This window comes from Burkholderia sp. KBS0801, from assembly GCF_005937855.2.
In the GTDB taxonomy this organism is placed as follows: domain Bacteria; phylum Pseudomonadota; class Gammaproteobacteria; order Burkholderiales; family Burkholderiaceae; genus Burkholderia; species Burkholderia ambifaria.
Map to the genome: position 1 here is coordinate 1,863,113 of NZ_CP042177.1, position 17,615 is coordinate 1,880,727.

A 17,615-nucleotide genomic window follows, 5' to 3' on the forward strand; every position below is an offset into this window, starting at 1 on the left:
GAGCCGGCGCGCGCGATGCGCGAAAACCGTCACGCCGCCGGCGAGCGCGCCCCAACGCCGCATGTCGCGACGCATACGGCCGCGAGCACCACGCCGATCGACACGAACGGCGCCGCCAGATGCAGTTCGTACAGCATCGTGCCGGCCAGCGGTGCGACGACCATGCTGAGCCCTTGCGCCATCGACATCGTACCCGCACACGCGGCCTGCTCGTGCGCTTCAACGCGGGTGCTCGCGAGCGCCGCGACCGCGGGAAATGCGGCGCCCATCCCGCACGCCGCCACGAAGTAGCTCGCGCACAGCAGCATCGGGTACCCGGCCGGTGCGGCCAGCGTCGACACGAACCCCATGCCACCCGCCAGCGCACCCCAGCGCAGCCATTGGAGCGGCGCAACCGCACGCAGGCGGCCGACCACCGACTGCGCCGCGATCAGCCCGATGCCGGCGCTACCAAGCACGTAGCCGGCCACCATCGACGCGTCGCCCGTTCGCACGTGCAGCCGGTCGATCACGTAAAAGCCGAGCACGCTGTTCGCGATCATCACCGCGCTGTACAGCGCGAACGCGCTGCACCACGGCAGGCGCACGCGCGGATCAGTCGGCTTCAGCCGGGGCGGCGCCTGCCGCACTGCATGCACGCCGTCGTCGCGCAGCCGTCGCAGCCCCGCCAGTCCGGCGAGCGGCAGGAGCGCGAAAACGGCGAGCGCGAGCGTCATGTCGAACCCGGCCAACCAGCCCGCAAGCGGCGGCGCGAGCACCATCCCGATCGCACCCGCTGCACCGAATCGCGCGATCACGGCCGCGCGCCCCGTGGCCGGCGTCCGGTCCGCGATCCACGCCATGGCCGCGACGGGCAGCCCCGCATAACAGCCGCCCATCGCCGCGCGCGTGACGAGCAGCGCGGCAAAGCCCGCCCACACCGGCGGCACGGCGCTGCCGCCGTCGCGCAACGCCCAGCCAACGTAGCCGGTCAGCAGCAGCGAACTCGCAACGAAGCCGCCGATCGCCGCGCGCATCGCCGGCAGCCGCCCGCAGGTGTCCGCCACGCGCCCCCAGCGCGGCGCGGCGATCATCCATACGAGCCCGACGATGCCGATGATCACGCCGACGTGCAGCGGCTCGAGATGCATGCGCCGAGCCATCGGTCCGGCGATCGTGACGAATACATAGGTGCCGGCCACCATCGCGAAATTCGCGAGCAGCAGCGGCAGGAAAGACTTGCCGGCATCGGCCGGCGTAGGCAGCGAGTCAGCGGAAGTCGTCGACATAAGGTGTTCCGATGAAAGAAGGTAAAACGTCGTGCAACGGAAGGCGGATGGGCGCTCACACGCCGAGCGTCGCGCCGCCGTCGACGCACAGCGTGTGCAGTGTCACGTGGCGCGCGGCATCGGACAGCAGGAACAGCACGGTGCCGGCGACGTCGTCGGGGGCCGCAATGCGGCCGAGCGGGATGCCCGTGCGATAGGTTTCGAGCGAACCCGCGATGACGCCCGCCGAGCCTTCCGGGCCGCGCCACAGTTGGCGCTGCATCGGCGTGTCGGTCGAACCCGGTGCGACGATGTTGCAGCGAATGCCGTGGCCGGCCAGTTCCAGGCCGAGGCAGCGCGTGAACTGATGCGCGGCGGCCTTCGACGCGGCGTAGGCGGCCATCTGCGTGCGCGGCACGAGCGCTGCATTCGACCCGACAGTCACGATGCTGCCCGCGCGCCGCTCGACCATGTGCTGCGCGACCGCGCGCGACAGGTGGAACACGCCATGCGCGTTCACTGCGAAGCAATGCGCCCAGTCGTCGTCGGTCAGCGACGTCGCGGCCGCGAGCCGCAACACGCCGGCGACATTCGCGAGCATGCCGATCGGGCCGACCGTCACCTCTACGTGCTCGATCGCCGCGCGCACGGCGCGCGCGTCGGCCACGTCGACCGCGAACGGATGGACGCGGCCCCGCGCCGGCGGGCGATCCTCGTTCGCACGCGCCAGCGCGTCTGCGTCGATGTCGAACGCGGCGACGTCGACCCCGCACGCGGCGAGCGCGCGAACCACCGCGGCGCCGATCCCGCGCGCCGCGCCGGTCACGACGGCCACGCCCGCCGGAAATGTCATCTCGGTTTCCCTGCTCATCGATTCGCGTTCCTCATAACGGTTTCCATGTCGGCCCATGCGGCGAGCCGTTCGGTCAGTGCGGCGCCGATCGCCGCCATCGGCTCGGGATCGGACATCCCGTCGTGCGAGCAGTCGAGCGCCACGCAAGTCGTCAACGCCACCGGCCGGAACGCGGCCCAGGTGTCGGGCGTCGGCGTGCCGGGCCGCTTGCGGGTCGCGTTGAACAGCAGCAGTTCGCCGCCGTAATGCGGGGTCGGCGCCGCGCGGAACTGGCGCATCTGCCGCAGCGTCGCGCCGACCAGCGCGTCGAGCCCCGCGCCGCCGAGCGCTGCGAACGGGCTGTTCGCGCGCAGCAGGCGCTGCCGCAGCAGCGCGTCGGACAACGCCGCCGTGTCGAAATCGCCGTTCACCGTCAGCAGGATCCGCAGCGCGTCGCCAGTCTCCGGCTGGGGCTGTGCCGTCCACGCGGACGACGGATAACTGTCCATCAGCGCGAGCACGCCGACCGGCGCGCCGGCGCGTTCGAGGGCCGCCGCGACCGCGTACGCGAGCGCGCCGCCCAGCGACCAGCCGAGCAGGTGGTACGGACCGTCCGGCTGCAGCGCCCGTACGCGCCGCACATAGGTGTCGACGAGCGCGTCGAAATCGGCCGCGCCGTTCGTGTCGCCGACCGACAGTTGCAGCCCGTCGATCGTCGTGTCGGGCAGGTACGCGGCGAGGCGCAGGTAGCTCCACGCGAGGCCGTCGGCCGGATGGATGCAGATCAGCCGCTGCGCGGGCGCGCCGGCCGTCTGGATCGCAAGATGCGGTGCGAACGCATCGCGCTCGGCGCGCGGCCGGTACGGCAGCGGCGTGCGCAGCGCGGCCGTCAGTGCCGCGACCGTCGCATGGCGGAACAGCATCGACACCGGCACATCGCGACCGAGCGCGGTCGCCAGCCGTGCGCTCACCTGGATTGCCTGCAACGACTTGCCGCCGATGTCGAAGAAGTTCGAATCCGGCGTCAGCGCGACGCCGCCGAGCACGCTGCGCCACGCGTGCATCACCTGCCGTTCGAGCGCGTCGGCGCGCGGATCGTCGTCCACGCCGATGCGGCCCGCTATCGCCAGTTGCCGCAATGCGTTGCGATCGGTCTTGCCGTTGACGTTGCGCGGCAGCCGTTCGAGCACGTGCCATGCGTCGGGAATCGCCGCGGCCGGCAGCGCGTCGGCGAGCCGCGCCCGCAGCGCGGCCGTGTCGTCGACCCCGGCGACGAACGCCGCGAGTGTCGTCACGTCGGCGTCGCCGCGCAGTGCGACGACCGCCGCCTCGCGCACATCCGGCGTGCGCAGCAGCCAGTCCTCGATCTCGCGCGGGTCGATGCGCACACCGCTGATCTTCACCTCGTGGTCGATCCGGCCGTCGAACACCAGCCGGCCGTCGCGCACGGTGGCGAGATCGCCGGTCCGGTACGCGCGCACGCCGCTCCCCGGCAGCCTGACGAAGCGCCCGGACGTCAGCGCCGCATTGCCCGGATAGCCGAGCGCAAGCGCATCGCCGCACAGCACCAGTTCGCCCGTGCGGCCCTCGGCCACCGGATATAGCCGCTCGTCGACGACATACGCGTCGACGCCCGCGCGCGGCGTGCCGATCGGCACCGGTTCGCCGTCGCGCCAGATCGCGCCGGGGCCACTCACGCAGGCGGCCGTCGCGATGATCGTCGTTTCGGTCGGCCCATAGGTGTTCAGCAGCGCCAGATGCGGCAGGTGCGCATGCCAGCGCCGGATCCGCTCCGGCAACGCGGCCTCCCCGCCGATAATCGTCAGGCGCACGCCGGCGAGGCGCTGCGCATGGCGTGCGTCCAGTGCGTGGGCGAGCACGTGCCAGTATGCGGTCGGCAGATCGAGCACCGTGATGCGGCGGCGTTCGACCTCGGCCGTAAACGCGTCGACCGAGTCGAGCATCGCGTCGTCGCGCAATACGAGCGTCGCGCCGTTGCAGAGCGTCGCGAATATCTCCTCGAAGCTCGCATCGAAATGCAGCGGCGCGAACTGCAGCGTGCGGTCGTCCGGACCGATCCGATACAGGTCGCGCGTGCTCGCGACGAAATGCGCGAGCGCGCCGCGCCCGACCAGCACGCCGTTCGGCCGGCCGGTCGATCCCGACGTGTACAGCAGGTACGCGGGCCGTGCCGCATCGGGCGCCACGCACACCACGTCGTGCGGCAACGGCACACGCGCCGCGTCCAGATCGAGCACCGACCGCTCGCCCGCGCATTCGCGATACGCATCGCGCGTGATCACCAGTGCGGGCGCCGCGTCCGCCAGCATCGCCGCGATGCGCTGCGGCGGTCCGTCCGGATCGATCGGCACGATCGTCGCGCCGACCTTCAGCACGGCCAGCATCGCTGCGATCACGTCGGGCGCACGCGGCGCGGCGATCGCGACGCGTGCATTGCACCCCACGCCCCGTCGTTCGAGTTCCGTCGCGAGTGCAGCGGCATCGGCGAGCAGCGAGCGGTAGTCGATGCGCCGCTCACCGGCCTCGATCGCCGGTTGCGCCGGCGCCTCGCGCGCGATGCGTTCGATCCGCGCGAGCACGTCGTCGTACGGCCCGGCCAGCGGCGCCCCGCGTACGATCGACGGTGCGGGCATCCCGTCGAGCAGCGCGCCGACGGGCTCGTCCGGCGCCTGTTCGGCGAATGCGTCGAGCCACTCGGCAAGGTCGCGTGCATGCGCGGCGAGCACGGCTTCGTCGTAAGCGTTCGGATTCGCTTCCAGCGTCAGGTGCCACGCGCCGCCGCGCACGGCGAGCGTCACGTTCAGATCCTTCACCGGGCCGCCGCTCACCGCGCATGTATCGCTCGCGAGCCCGTGGAACACGACCTGCCGATCGAACGGCATCACGTTGACCGCCTGATTGAACAGGAACGCGTTGCGCTCCAGCAGCCCCAGATCGCCGCGAATCCAGCCGTACCGGTAATACAGATGCGCCCGGATCGCGCGCAGGCGCTCCGCGCATTCGCGCGCGAGCGCACGCGGCGAGCGTTCGGCGTCGACGTGCATGCGCAGCGGCACGATGTTCATCGCCATGCACGGCACGCCGAGCGCCGGCGTGCCGAGCCGGTTCATCACCGGCAGCCCGAGCGTCAGGTCGCGCTGGCCGCCCTGCTTCGCGAGCCAGATGCCGACCGCGCACAGCAGCCACGCATTCCAGTCGACGTCGACTCGCTGGGCGGCCGCGCGCAGCGCGTGCACGCGATCGGCACCCAGCACGCGCGTCGCTCGCCGCGCATCGGCGGCGATGTCCTGCTTCGGCGCGAGTACGAGCGGCGCGGGCACGTCGCGCAGATGCGCACCCCAGAACGCGCGATCGGCATCGAAGCCGCCGTCGGCGCGATAACGCGCCTCGGCCTCCACAACGCGATCCATCCGCCAGTCGGGCAGCGCCGGCAGCGGCCCGCCGCCGACGCGCGCGTTGTAGCGGGCGCCCACGGCCTGCTGCAGCAGCCCGTAGCCGAAGCCGTCGAGCGCGATGTGATGGACCTGCAGATACCACCAGTGCCGGGTCGGCGACAGCCGCAGCAGTGCCGTGCGGTACAGCGGATCGGCCGTCACGTCGCAGCGGATCGACAGCGATGCCTTCATCCACCTGTGCGCCGCTTGCACGGGATCGTCTTGCGCCGACAGGTCGACAAGCGGCAGCCGCGTGCGCGGCGGCTGCCGCGCCTGCCACAGCGCATCGTCCTGCCACACGAACCGCATGTGCAGCGCGTCGGCGTGATCGAGCACGGCCTCGACGCTGTCGGTCAGCGCGGCGACGTCGAGCGCGCCGTCGAGCTCGACGGTTTCGGCCGTCAGATAGCCCGGATCGTCGGAGTCGACCTGTTGCGCGACCCAGATTCCGTATTGCGCGGAAGTCGCGCGGATCGGCAAGGATTCGTTTTTCATCAGCAGGCTTGCTCCGAAGTTCGTTGAGCCGGAGGCGGGCCGCGTCACGCGCCCCGCTCCCATGCGACCACCAGCGCCCGGTTGCGCGACATCAGCACCAGGTGCTCGTCCATCACGTACTGGATCTGCTCGAGCCGCTCCGAAGAATCGGCTTCGCAGCGCAGCTGCAGCACGTCGTCGGTGCGCAGCAGCCGGCAGACGCCGTACGGGAAATCGATGGTCGCGCGATGTTCGTCGAACACGACCGGTACCTTGATCGCGTAGTGCTTGCACAGCTTGAACAGCACGCGGTCGGCCTGCGGCACCGACACCTGCGCCGTGCTGACGAACGAGGCCGGACGGGCATCGGGCATCGCCGGATGCGCCGTCATGCGCTCACCTGCGCCGCGCGCTGCAGCACCTGCTTCCATGCGCCTAGCGTCGGCTGCTCGGCGAGCTGGACGAACGTGACGTCGTAGCCTTGCGCGCGCCACTGCTCGACGAGCGTCATCATCCGGATCGAATCGAGCCCGCAATCGACCAGATTGTCGTGCTCGCGCAGGTCGGCGGCCGGTATCCGCAGGCTGCGGGCGACCTGCTCCGCGATCGCGACGAGCATGGGTGCCGGATCATCCGCCGGCGCGACGCCTGCGAGCGCGTCCGTGGTCACCGCCATCCCGCAGCGGCCCGCCACGTAGTCGAGCGCCATTCGGTGCTCGCGCTCGGAGAAATCCGCGAGCGCGTCGGCGACGAAGAACGGCTGCACGTCGCGCATGAACGCATCGCAGGCGGTCATCAGACAGCCGATGTGCGCATAGATCCCGCAAATCGCAAGCTGGTCGCGCGCCTGCTCGCGCAGGCACGTCTCGAGCGGCGAGCGCCGGAACGCGCTGTAGCGCCACTTGTCGAGCACCGTGTCGCCGGACGCCGGTGCGAGCGCGTCGCAGATCGCCGCGCGCGACGGCTGCGCGGTGAGGCCCGGTCCCCACATGTCGGTCAGGAGCGCCCGGTCGGCCGCCGCCTGAGTCGCCGGCTGCGCGGTGTAGTAGACCGGCATCCCGGCCGCACGCGCGAAATCGATCAGGCGGCGTACATGCGCGACGAGCGTCGGCACGGGCGCGGCCGCACGGTCATAGAAGTCGAGGAAGTAGTCCTGCATGTCGTGCACGAGCAGCGCCGCGCGGTGCGGGTCGAACCGCCAGTTCACGCGGTTCGCCGGCAGCTCGGCCGGCATCGGATAGGAAGCGATTTTCGGAATGGCCATGATGGACAGGATTGGAATGGAGGAATCGACCGGACGTCGCCGCGCCCGTCAAGCGGCCGCGGCGGCGAGCCGATCCGCGATGTGCTGTCGAAGCGCGCGCTTGTCGATCTTGCCGACTGGCGTTTTCGGGAATGCGTCGACGAATTCGATCCGGTCGGGCACCTTGTACGCCGCCACGCCCTGCTCACGCACGAAGCGCACCAGATCCGCCGCGGCCGGCGCCGGCGCGCCGCGAATCACGTACGCACAACTGCGTTCGCCGAGATACGGGTCGGGCATCGCGACCAGCGCCGCGTCGACGACACCCGGATGCGCGAGCAGCAGGTGTTCGATCTCCTCGGCCGGGATCTTCTCGCCGCCGCGGTTGATCTGGTCTTTCGCGCGCCCCTCGACGACGATCTGGCCGCCCGCCGTCAGGCGGACGCGATCGCCGGTGCGATAGAAGCCGTCCGCCGTGAACGCGCGCGCGTTGTGCGCGGCTGCGTCGTAGTAGCCGCGGATCGTGTACGGGCCGCGCGTCAGCAGATGGCCGACCTCACCGGGTTCGACCGGGCGGTCGTCGTCGTCGACGATGCGGACCTCGTCGTCCGGCGAGATCGGGCGCCCCTGCGTGGCGATCACCACGTCGGGCGGATCGTCGAGCCGCGTGTAGTTGACGAGCCCTTCGGCCATCCCGAACACCTGCTGCAATTGCGCGCCGAAGCCGTCGGCCGCGCGGGCCGCGAGCGCCGGATCGAAACGCGCGCCGCCGACCTGCACGAGTTCGAGGCTCGCGAGCGCGCCGCGCCGCTGCCCGGCCGCTGCCAACCACACGGGCACGAGCGGCGGCACCAGCGCCGCCACTGTCACGCGCTCGCGCTCGATCAGCGGGAACGCGGCGTCAGGGCTCGCACCATCGCTCAGCACGACGGTGCCGCCGGCATCGAAGACGCCGAGCGAACCCGGCGAACTCAGCGCATAGTTATGCGCGGCCGGCAGCGCCGCGAGAAAGATGCTGCGCTCGGTCAGCCCGCAAATGCGCGCGCTCTCGCGCACGCTGTACAGGTAGTCGTCGTGCGTGCGCGGGATCAGCTTAGGCGTACCCGTGCTGCCACCCGACAGTTGCAGGAACGCGACCTCGTGCGCGCCGGGCCCCGGCGGCAGCGCGACGTCGGGCGTCGGCTCCGGCAGTGCGACGCGCGTATTGCCGGGCGCGGTGAACAGCATGTGACGCAGCGTCGGCGCATCGGCGCGGATCTCGCTCGCGAGCGCCCGGTAGTCGAACCCGTCGTGCCGTTCCGCCGCGACATAGGCGACCGCGCCCGCGTGCCGGCAGAAGTAGCCGATCTCGCGCCGGCGATGCGCGGGCAGCGCAAACACCGGCAGTGCGCCGATCCGGAACAGCGCGAACGTCACCGCGAAGAAAGCGACGCAGTTCGGCAACTGCACGACGACGCGCTCGCCCGGCACGATCCCGCACGCGGTCAACGCACGGGCCGTGCGTTCGGCTTCCGCCGCGAACGTCCGGTACGACCAGCGCAGGTCGCCCTGTACGAGCGCGACGCGTTCGGCGTGCCGCGCGACGCGTTCGTCGAACCATTGCGCGAACGACTGGCCGAGCCAGTACCCCTTCTGCCGATACGCCGCGGCGAACGCGTCCGGCCACGGCGTGCAATTCGCGGACGTCATGCGAACTCCCGCGCGGCGCCCGTCGCGGCATCGCGATCGATACCGAGCGCATCCAGCATCGTCCGGAACTTGGCGGCGGTTTCCGCGCGTTCGCCGTCGGGCGTCGATTCGCCGACCACGCCCGCGCCCGCATAGAGCCGCAGCGTGCGGTCGAACGCCTCGGCGCAGCGGATCGTGACGACCCACTCGCCGTCGCCCCGTGCGTCGACCCAGCCGAGCATCCCCGCGTAGAAGCCGCGATCGAACGGCTCGGCATCGCGAATGCAGTCGCGCGCCGCCGCGCGCGGCGCGCCGCAGACGGCGGGCGTCGGATGCAGCGCGAGTGCGAGCGTCAACGCATCCGCATCGGTTTCGCCGCACACTTCGGTCGACAGATGCCACATCGTTTCCGTATGGACGAGCGACGGGCGCGCCGGCACGTCGAGCCGCCGACACAGCGGCGCGAGGTTGTCGCGCACGGCTTCGACGACGACCCGGTGCTCGTCGAGATCCTTCGCGGACGCCAGCAGCGCCTGCGCGCGGCGCCGGTCCTCGACCGGATCACGGCTGCGCGGCGCGGAGCCCGCCAGCGGATTCGCGCGCACCACGCTGCCGAAGCGGTTCACGAGCAGCTCCGGGCTCGCGCCCAGCAGCGTGCGACCCGCGCCGAGATCCACGGAGAACGTATAGCCGTGCGGATTACACGACGCCAGTCGCGCGACGAGCGCCGCAACGTCGACCGGTGCGTCGCCGGTCGCCTCCAGCGTGCGCGCCAGCACCACCTTGTCGAGCTCGCCCGCGCGGATCCTGGCGACCGCCTGCGCGACCGCGTCCGCATAGGCATCCGCGGACGGCACCTCGCGCGTCGCGTAGCGCGTACCGGCACGCACGGCTACCCGCTGCGCGCCGAGTGGCCGCGCGCGCAGCATCGAGCGCGCGACCCGCAGCACGGCCGGCGCGTCGACGTCGAACGGCACCGCACCGACTACCGCCGCGCCCGTGTGGCCGTCGGCCCGCGCGCGGTGCAACGCGTCGTTCACGCGCGCCGCGAGCGGTGCGTCCGCAGGCGGGATCGCCTCCGCGACATCGCAGACCAGCAGCGTATGCGCCGGCGTTGCGAGAAACAGCGGGGTATCCGCGCGATACACGTCCCACACACTATGGGGTACTAATAGTTCGTCAGGTCGGGAAATCGCATTCATGATATTGCCTCCAGATTGAATGAGCCGGCGCGCCGGCCATGCCGTCACATTTCCGCGGTCATGCTCACCGCGATGCGGCGCCCCTGGTCGACGAGCCAGTTGCCGCTCAGCCCGGTCGCGCGCGTGCGATCGTCGATCGGCACCATCTTGTTGGTCAGGTTCAGCACCGCGAAATTGACGGAGAACCGCTTGTCGATCCGGTAGCGGCCGCCGAGATCGAAGGTCGTCGTCGACGGCCGTTCGCGCACGCCCTTCGCACCGTTGCGGAACGCGGCCCAGTATTCGCTGCCGCTGTAGTTCGCCGTCGCGTAGAGATCGAGCTTGGCTGTCGGCGTCCAGTCGACCTGCACGTTGAATTTGTGCTTCGGCGTCTTGTCGAGCGGATAGCCGTCGAGCGAACTGCCGTTGAACGCCTTCTCGCCGCTGCCCTCGCGCCGCGATTCGGTCAGCGTGTATCCACCCGACATCTTCAGCGTGCGCGACAGGCGCGTGCCCGCGCCGATCTCGAGCCCGTACAGCTTGACCCGGTCGATGTTGTCGTACACGTAGATGTTGCGGCCCGGCGAGCGCGGATCGGCGTTGCCCGTGTCGTAGCTCGCCACCTTGTTCTTGAACAGGTTGTTGAACAGCGTCAGGCCCGCGTACGTGTCGCCAAGGTCGTAGCGCACGCCGAGTTCCTCGGTCAGGCTCGTCTCCGGCTTGAGATCCGGATTGCCGCACAGCGTGCCGGGGACCGCGCCCGCCGCTCCGCCCGACGTCATGCAGTAGCCGGCCGTGCTCTGGCGCAGCGAGGGTGGACGGAAACCGGTCGATACGCCGCCGCGCACCGTCCATGCGTTGCTGAGCTGATACACGCCGTAGACGCGCGGGCTCACATGGCTGCCGTAGCGATCGTCGTGATCGAGTCGCACGCCGGTCGTCAGCGTGAGGCGGGCGTTGAAGAAGTAGTCGTTCTCGCCGAACAGCGCCCACGCGTTGCGTGCGACGCGATCCGCATTGGCCCCATGCCCTTTCGGCACCGCGTCCTGCACGCTGACGCCCGACAGCCTCGACCAGATGTGCTGGCCGCCCACGGTCATGATGTTGCGCTCGCCCCACCACGGCACCGCGGTCTTGGCTTCCAGGATCGTGTCGGTCAGCGCGGGCTTGACCGGCGAACGACCGGCCGGCGTCCACTGGTCCTGCACGCCGCGCTCGCCGTACAGCGACACCGTCGTGTCGCCGAAGCCCCAGCGGCCGTCGTGCGTGATGCCCCAGTAATCGCGGACATGACGCGTCTCCGTGAGCGCGGTGGCCGCCGTGCGCGGCGTGAGCGGCGCGGCGCTCTTGCCCGGCGTGCCGAGATAGGTGAGCTGCTCGCGCCCGACGTTCACGCTCACGTCCTGGTTGCTCACGGGTTTCGCGGACAACTTCACGTCGAAGCTGCCAAGCCGTTGCCCGTTCGCCCCGCCCGTTCCGCTGTTCGGGTAGTAGATGTCGTCTTCGCCGCGATGCAGGAGACGCCCCGATGCCTGCAGCCCGAGCACGTCGGATTTCAGCGGGCCGCCGAGCCAGAAGTCGACGCTCTGCGTGTCGCCCTGGTTCGATTCGAGCTGCCACACACTGCCGGCCGTGATCGTGCCGCCCCAGCGCTTCGGCACCTTGCGCGTGATCACGTTGATCACGCCACCCATCGCGTCGGCGCCGTACAGCGACGACATCGGCCCGCGCACGACCTCGATCCGCTCGATCGCGGACAGCGGCGGCATGAGGTTCGACTGCACGCCCGCCGTGCCGCGGTTCATCGTTTCGCGCGTGTTCTGGCGACGGCCGTCGACGAGAATCAGCGTGTACTCGCCCGGCATCCCGCGAATCGAGATGTCCTGGTCGTTCGGCGATGCACCGACGACGCTCACGCCCTCGACGTTGGCGACGATCTCGGCGACCGATGTATACGGCTTCGCCTCGATCTCTTCCCGGGTGATCACCGAAATGCTCGCGGGCGCCTCGCGGATCGCCTGCTCGCGGCGGCTCGCCGTGACGACGATCTCCTTCATCGCGGCCGGATCGGCGGCGGCCTCCGGCGACGCGGATTTGGCCGGCTTGGCCGGTGTGGCGACGGCGGATGCGGCGGCGGGTTCCGCCGTTGCGTCAGGCGTCTGCGCCCACGCGCACGGCGCACTCATCAGATACAGACCGGCGACGACGACCGGCTTCAATACAAAGCTTGCGGCTTGACTCGACATGGTGGCGCTTTCGACGTTTCGTAATGTGATTGATTCTCATTTGCATTATGAAACACGTAATCCACCGAAATCTTTGCGTAAGCATCGAAGTCGTTTGAGCGCCGTCGCCGGCCATCGTCAGCGCCTGTCGCTGCGTCGCGCAAGCGTCGGCGTGACGCCGAAGCGGCGCTTGTAGGCCGTCGCGAAGTTCGCGGCGCTCGTGTAGCCGGCCAGCGCTGCGGCCTGCTTGACGCTCACCGCGTCGCGTTCGAGCGCGAGCCGCGCGCGTTGCAGATGATGTTCGCGGACGAAGTCGAACACGGTCGTGCCGTAGGCCGCACGAAACTGGCGCTGCATCGCGTTCGCGCTCATCCCGGCGTGCCGTGCGATGTCGTCGATCGACAGTGCCTGCGCCGCGTCGCTCGCGAGGAACGCGCGCAGTTCGGCCATTCGTCGATAGTCGCGCGAGCCGAGCGACGCGTCCGCCGCCTGTGCCGCGTCGGTCTCGAGCGGCGTGAACGCCTCGGCGAGCAGTTCGAGCACGCGGCTCTCCAGATAGATCGCCTGCAGCATCGGCTGATAGGCGGGTGGCCGCACGATCTGTTCGGCGAGCGCCGTCGCGCGCGGCGTCGGCTGCCAGAAGCGGATCGCGAGATGGGCGGACAGCATCGTGCCGAGCTGTTCCGGCAGGACGCCGCGGCTGGCTGCCTGCAGATGGCCGAGCCATTCGCCCGACATCGCGAGGCTCAGCCGCCGCGCGTAACCGCCCTTGCTGAGCCGCCTGCGGAACGTGTCCGGCTCGACGGCGTTGAGCAGGAACGACTGCATCCGCACCGCGGGCCGCGCGGCTTCACGATCCGCGCGACCGGTGCGGCGCCCGTCGGTCGTCAACACCACGCGCCGGCTGCCGTACGACACGTCGAGTGAGCCCTCGAGCAGCAGCACGAGATGCAGGCCCGGGGAACACTGCCCCGACATCACGGCGTCGAATTCGTCTGTTGCATCGTCCGAATGGATCCGCAGCCCGGGCCGCACCTCGCGGATCCGCGCGACGTGCGCGTCGTGTCGGTTCCGATCGGAATGGAAAGCGACTGGCGTCAGCGCTGTCATGTCGTCATACCCCCGCGCGCAGGCCTCGTGCGCCTGCACAAACTATTTTCGCGTTCAATCAAACATCCGACGCCCATGCCACGGCCCCGGCTCGGCTACAATTAAATGATAATTATTCTCATTTATATCGTATCGGGAGTCACGTGAAAAAGACAAGCGGAATGTGGGCCATGCTGGGCGTATGGCTGTGCGGATGGCTCGTGGTGCATACCGCGCGGGCGGACACGATGACCGTCACCGACCTGGCCGGGCGGCAGGTCCGGATTCCCGCGCGCGTCGAGCGCGTGCTGCTCGGCGAGGGCCGCCTGCTGCCGGCGCTGGCGGTGGTCGACGGCGACGATCCGACGCGCCGCCTCGTTGGCATGATGGGTGATTTCGAGCAACTCGATCCCGCGAGCTACGCGCAATGGCTCGCGCGCTTCCCGCGCCTGAAGGACGTGCCGCGCATCGGACGCTCGCAGACCGGCAGCTTCAGCGACGAGCGCGCGCTCGCGCTGCGTCCTCGGGTTGCGATCTTCGGGCTCGGCGGCGGCCACGGCCCCGGCGAGCGCGATCGCGAAACGCTCGCGCGGCTCGAGGCGGCCGGCGTCGCAATCGTGTTCGTCGACTTCCGGCACGACCCGCTCGTCAACACGCCGCGCAGCATCGCGCTGCTCGGCCAGGTACTCGGCTCGCCGCAGCGCGCGGCGGAATTCAACGCGTACTGGCAACAGCAGCTCGACCTCGTCCGCACGCGGCTCGCGACCGCGCACCCGGCCGCGCCGAGCGTGTTCCTCGAAAGCCGCGTCGGCCTGTCGAGCGACTGCTGCGACACGATGACCGGCATGATGGGCCGCCTCCTCGACGCCGCCGGCGGCAACAACGTCGCGAAAGGCCGCGTGCCCGGCGAGCACGGCACGCTGAACCCCGAATACCTGCTGAGCCGCCAGCCCGATTTCTACATCGGCACCGCGATTGGCTCGCTCCAGACGCTGCAAAGCGCGCCGCAACGCATCGCGCTCGGCGCCGGCGTGCCGCACGACGCCGCCGTCCGCTCGCTCGACCGGTCGCTGAAGCGGCCGCAGATCACGCGGCTGCGCGCGGTCCGTGAGCGGCGTGCGTATGCGATCTGGCATCACTTCTACAATTCACCGTTCAACGTCGTCGCCGTGCAGGTGATGGCCAAGTGGCTGCATCCGGCACTGTTCTCCGATCTCGATCCGCGCACCACGTTCGACACGATGGTGCGACGCTTCCAGCCCGTTCCGCTTCAAGGCGAATACTGGATGCAGGAAGGATCCTGACATGCGCATGCCCGCCTCCTCCATGCGCCGCGCCCTCCTCGTCGCCGGATTGGCCGGCCCGCTCGGCGGCCGGCTCGCGCCCGCCTGTGCCGCCGATGCACCTGCGTGGCCCGGCCTCGACGCCGCGCCCCCGGTCTTCGTGCCGGACAGCCGCCAGTTCGACGTGACGATCGCCGGCCGCACGCGGCGCCTGTTCGTCGCGTTGCCGGCCGGGCGTTCCGGTTCGGCGCCCCATCCGGTGCTCACCGTACTCGACGGCAATGCGCTGTTCCCGCTCGCGGTGCAGCTCATCCGCAATCGCCGCGCACGGCCGGACGGCACGCGCGACGCCGAGGCCGTCGTGATCGGCATCGGCTATCCGGTCGACGGGCCCTACGACATGGCCGCGCGCGCGGACGACTACACGCTCGCGCCGTTGCCGAACGGCCGCGGCGTCGTCGCGGACCGCTTTCTCGACTTCATCGAGCACGACCTGCAGCCGTGGCTCGCCCGCCAGTTGCCGGTCGATCCCGAGCGGCAGACGCTGTTCGGCCACTCGTACGGCGGCCTGCTGACGCTGTACGCGATGCTCACGCGCGCGCACCTGTTTCGGCGCTACGTGGCCGCGAGCCCGTCGATCTGGTGGGGCGAGCGCGCGCTGCTGCCGTATGCCGACCGGTTCGCCGCGCAAACCGCCCCGCTCGCATGGCCGCTGCGCGTCCTCGTGACCGCAGGCAGCCTCGAGGAAGGTGCACCGAACCCCGACGCCGAACGGATGCGCCGCCAGCAGGCGCGCAAGCAGGTGAGTTCCGCCCGCGACTTCATCGCGCGCGTGGGCGTCCGCCCGGGGCTCGAAGCCGCGTTCCGGCTGATCGACGGCGAGGATCACGGCGGCGTCGTGCTGCCGAGTCTCGCGCTTGCGTCACGCGTGGTGTTCGAGCCCGCGTCCGGAGCGCTCGCATGAGCACGACGACCCCTGTTTCGCCTTCGTCGCTGCGACTTCGCTATCGCGCGGTCGCCGCGCGGCGTGTCGGTGCGCTGGCCGCGCTCGCATGCGTGCTCGTCGCGCTGCTCGTCGTCGACGTCTCGACCGGCCCATCGCCGTTTCCGCTCGCCGATGTGGTCGGCGGCCTGTTCCGGCCCGACGGGCTGCCGCTCGAACAGCGCGTGATCCTGTGGGACGTGCGGCTGCCCTATGCGCTGATGGCCGTGCTCGTCGGCGCGTCGCTCGGGTTCGCCGGCGCCGAAATGCAGACCGTGCTGAACAACCCGCTCGCGAGTCCGTTCACGCTCGGCATGTCGGCCGCCGCGAGCGTGGGCGCGTCGCTCGTCGTGATTTCCGGCTGGCACCTGGTGCTGTGGAACGAGAACGTCGCGCTGTCGCTCGGCGCGTTCGCGTGCGCGTGCGTCGCGACCCTGCTGATCGTCTGGCTCGCGTGGCGCCACGGCGCGACGACTGAAACCGTCGTGCTGTTCGGCATCGGCCTGATGTTCAGCTTCGAGGCCCTACAGTGGCTGCTGCAGTTCATCGCCGATGCAAATGCGTTGCAGCAGATCGTGTTCTGGAGCATGGGCAGCCTGGCGCGCGCGACGTGGGGCAAGATCGCGCTGCTGACCTGCGTGTTCACCACCTGCACGCTGTGGGCGAGCGTCGACGTCGCGTCGTTGACGGCACTGCGCGCCGGCGACGAGCAAGCGCGCAGCATGGGTATCTCAGTCGAGCGGCTGCGACTCGTCGCGCTCGCGCGCATCAGCCTGCTGTCCGCGACGGCGCTGTCGTTCGTCGGCACGATCGGTTTCGTCGGCCTCGTCGGGCCGCACGTCGCACGGCTGCTGGTCGGCGACGAGCATCGCTACTACCTGCCGGGCGCGGCGCTTGCCGGCGCGATCATGCTGGCCAGCGCGTCCGTGCTCAGCAAGACGCTGATCCCCGGCGTGACGCTGCCGATCGGCATCATCACCGCGCTGGTCGGCGTGCCGTTGTTCATGCTGCTCGTCAGCCGGCGCAGGAGGCTCCATGGCTGAGCCGATGCTGCATCTCGACGCGCTGTGCGTCCGCTACGGCGCCCGGGTCGTGCTCGACGGCCTGTCGCTCGCGCCGGTCGAGCCGGGCACGACGGTCGGGCTGCTCGGGCCGAACGGCGTCGGCAAGTCGACGCTGCTGCGCGCACTGGCGCGGCTTGCGTCCGCGACCGGTCGCGCGACCTTCGGCAGCTTCGACCTGCTGGACGGGTCGCGCCGCGAACACACGCGGCAGGTCGGCTATCTGCCGCAAACCTTGCCGCAGCCGTCGTCGCTACTCGTGTACGAAGCCGTGCGCAGCGCGTTGCGCGCCACCTGCGGCGGCCTGTCCGACGCGACGCGCGAACGGTGTTTGCAACAGGTGTTCACGCGGCTGCGGCTGCACCCGCTGGCAATGTCGCCACTCGACCGGTTGTCGGGTGGCCAGCGGCAGATGGTCGGGCTCGCGCAGGTGCTCGTGCGCGACACGCCGCTGCTGCTGCTCGACGAACCGACCAGCGCGCTCGACCTGCGCTGGCAATTGCTCGCGCTGGAGGCGGTGGGCGAGGCGGCCCGCCGGCATGGCGCAATCGTGCTGGTCGCGATGCACGACCTGAATCTCGCCTCGCGTTTCTGCGACCGGCTCGTGCTGCTGAGCGCCGACGGACTCGTCGCGGACGGCGCGCCGGCCGACGTGCTGACGCCGCCGAACCTGCGGCGCGCGTACCGCGTCGATGCAAGGGTCGAACGCACGGCGTCGGGCGATTATGTCGCGCTGGCAGAGCGGGCAATTCCGGACGAGCCGGCGCTTGCTTGCGACAATTGAGCGATTCAACGCTCGAGCACGGGCGGTTGCGCGCGCATGCTTTCGCTCGCTGACAACGCACGACCGATCAGCCTCCGGATTGCGCTATCGT

At 70.4% G+C, this 17,615-nt stretch carries 13 protein-coding genes; 4 read left to right on the forward strand and 9 right to left on the reverse strand.

Annotated features, from left to right (window positions below; genetic code table 11):
- Positions 1-29: 29 nt before the first annotated feature.
- The 9 genes from FFI87_RS08875 to FFI87_RS08915 form a co-directional block, all read right to left on the reverse strand.
- Positions 30-1,268 carry an MFS transporter gene (locus FFI87_RS08875; protein WP_138847659.1) on the reverse strand — a complete coding sequence of 413 codons (1,239 nt, stop codon included), beginning with the start codon at positions 1,266-1,268 and terminating at the stop codon, positions 30-32.
- 55 nt (positions 1,269-1,323) lie between these two features.
- Positions 1,324-2,118 carry a 2,3-dihydro-2,3-dihydroxybenzoate dehydrogenase gene (locus tag FFI87_RS08880; RefSeq protein WP_138847658.1) on the reverse strand — a complete coding sequence of 265 codons (795 nt, stop codon included), beginning with the start codon at positions 2,116-2,118 and terminating at the stop codon, positions 1,324-1,326.
- Positions 2,115-6,029: a non-ribosomal peptide synthetase gene (locus FFI87_RS08885; protein WP_138847657.1), complete on the reverse strand. Its 3,915-nt coding sequence runs from the start codon at positions 6,027-6,029 to the stop codon at positions 2,115-2,117. Before FFI87_RS08885 ends, FFI87_RS08880 begins: the two co-directional genes overlap by 4 nt.
- Before the next feature lie 44 nt (positions 6,030-6,073).
- On the reverse strand, positions 6,074-6,400 hold the full coding sequence (locus FFI87_RS08890; RefSeq protein ID WP_138847656.1) for a DUF2218 domain-containing protein: 327 nt from the start codon (positions 6,398-6,400) through the stop codon (positions 6,074-6,076).
- Positions 6,397-7,272: an isochorismatase family protein gene (locus FFI87_RS08895; RefSeq protein ID WP_186381694.1), complete on the reverse strand. Its 876-nt coding sequence runs from the start codon at positions 7,270-7,272 to the stop codon at positions 6,397-6,399. The genes FFI87_RS08890 and FFI87_RS08895 overlap by 4 nt, the downstream gene beginning before the upstream one ends.
- 48 nt (positions 7,273-7,320) lie before the next feature.
- Positions 7,321-8,940 carry a (2,3-dihydroxybenzoyl)adenylate synthase gene (locus tag FFI87_RS08900; protein WP_138847655.1) on the reverse strand — a complete coding sequence of 540 codons (1,620 nt, stop codon included), beginning with the start codon at positions 8,938-8,940 and terminating at the stop codon, positions 7,321-7,323.
- Positions 8,937-10,121, reverse strand: coding sequence for an isochorismate synthase (locus FFI87_RS08905; RefSeq protein ID WP_138847654.1), 1,185 nt, complete (start codon positions 10,119-10,121; stop codon positions 8,937-8,939). Before FFI87_RS08905 ends, FFI87_RS08900 begins: the two co-directional genes overlap by 4 nt.
- Positions 10,122-10,165: 44 nt before the next feature.
- Positions 10,166-12,346, reverse strand: a complete 2,181-nt coding sequence (locus FFI87_RS08910; protein ID WP_138847653.1) for a TonB-dependent receptor domain-containing protein — start codon at positions 12,344-12,346, stop codon at positions 10,166-10,168.
- Between the two features lie 117 nt (positions 12,347-12,463).
- Positions 12,464-13,435, reverse strand: a complete 972-nt coding sequence (locus FFI87_RS08915) for a helix-turn-helix transcriptional regulator (RefSeq protein WP_138847652.1) — start codon at positions 13,433-13,435, stop codon at positions 12,464-12,466.
- 161 nt (positions 13,436-13,596) lie between these two features.
- Here FFI87_RS08915 and FFI87_RS08920 point away from each other — a divergent pair, with 161 nt between their 5' ends.
- The 4 genes from FFI87_RS08920 to FFI87_RS08935 are packed head-to-tail and all read left to right on the forward strand — an operon-like array spanning position 13,597 to position 17,524.
- Positions 13,597-14,718 (forward strand): ABC transporter substrate-binding protein, encoded by a 1,122-nt coding sequence (locus FFI87_RS08920; RefSeq protein ID WP_138847651.1) that lies wholly within the window; start codon positions 13,597-13,599, stop codon positions 14,716-14,718.
- Positions 14,719-14,725: 7 nt separating this feature from the next.
- Entirely contained in the window at positions 14,726-15,661 is a 936-nt protein-coding gene (locus FFI87_RS08925) for an alpha/beta hydrolase (RefSeq protein WP_249177389.1), read from the forward strand.
- Positions 15,658-16,722, forward strand: a complete 1,065-nt coding sequence (locus tag FFI87_RS08930) for a FecCD family ABC transporter permease (protein WP_138847649.1) — start codon at positions 15,658-15,660, stop codon at positions 16,720-16,722. Before FFI87_RS08925 ends, FFI87_RS08930 begins: the two co-directional genes overlap by 4 nt.
- Positions 16,715-17,524, forward strand: coding sequence for an ABC transporter ATP-binding protein (locus FFI87_RS08935; protein ID WP_138847648.1), 810 nt, complete (start codon positions 16,715-16,717; stop codon positions 17,522-17,524). Before FFI87_RS08930 ends, FFI87_RS08935 begins: the two co-directional genes overlap by 8 nt.
- Positions 17,525-17,615: the final 91 nt, after the last annotated feature.

Bases quoted from the DNA above. Each gene is read 5' to 3' on its own strand.
- FFI87_RS08890 (WP_138847656.1), bottom strand. From the start codon at position 6,400: ATGACGGCGCATCCGGCGATGCCCGATGCCCGTCCGGCCTCGTTCGTC.
- FFI87_RS08900 (WP_138847655.1), bottom strand. From the start codon at position 8,940: ATGACGTCCGCGAATTGCACGCCGTGGCCGGACGCGTTCGCCGCGGCG.
- FFI87_RS08895 (WP_186381694.1), bottom strand. From the start codon at position 7,272: ATGGCCATTCCGAAAATCGCTTCCTATCCGATGCCGGCCGAGCTGCCG.
- FFI87_RS08880 (WP_138847658.1), bottom strand. From the start codon at position 2,118: ATGAGCAGGGAAACCGAGATGACATTTCCGGCGGGCGTGGCCGTCGTG.
- FFI87_RS08885 (WP_138847657.1), bottom strand. From the start codon at position 6,029: ATGAAAAACGAATCCTTGCCGATCCGCGCGACTTCCGCGCAATACGGA.
- FFI87_RS08875 (WP_138847659.1), bottom strand. From the start codon at position 1,268: ATGTCGACGACTTCCGCTGACTCGCTGCCTACGCCGGCCGATGCCGGC.
- FFI87_RS08910 (WP_138847653.1), bottom strand. From the start codon at position 12,346: ATGTCGAGTCAAGCCGCAAGCTTTGTATTGAAGCCGGTCGTCGTCGCC.
- FFI87_RS08935 (WP_138847648.1), top strand. From the start codon at position 16,715: ATGGCTGAGCCGATGCTGCATCTCGACGCGCTGTGCGTCCGCTACGGC.
- FFI87_RS08920 (WP_138847651.1), top strand. From the start codon at position 13,597: ATGTGGGCCATGCTGGGCGTATGGCTGTGCGGATGGCTCGTGGTGCAT.
- FFI87_RS08925 (WP_249177389.1), top strand. From the start codon at position 14,726: ATGCCCGCCTCCTCCATGCGCCGCGCCCTCCTCGTCGCCGGATTGGCC.
- FFI87_RS08905 (WP_138847654.1), bottom strand. From the start codon at position 10,121: ATGAATGCGATTTCCCGACCTGACGAACTATTAGTACCCCATAGTGTG.
- FFI87_RS08930 (WP_138847649.1), top strand. From the start codon at position 15,658: ATGAGCACGACGACCCCTGTTTCGCCTTCGTCGCTGCGACTTCGCTAT.
- FFI87_RS08915 (WP_138847652.1), bottom strand. From the start codon at position 13,435: ATGACAGCGCTGACGCCAGTCGCTTTCCATTCCGATCGGAACCGACAC.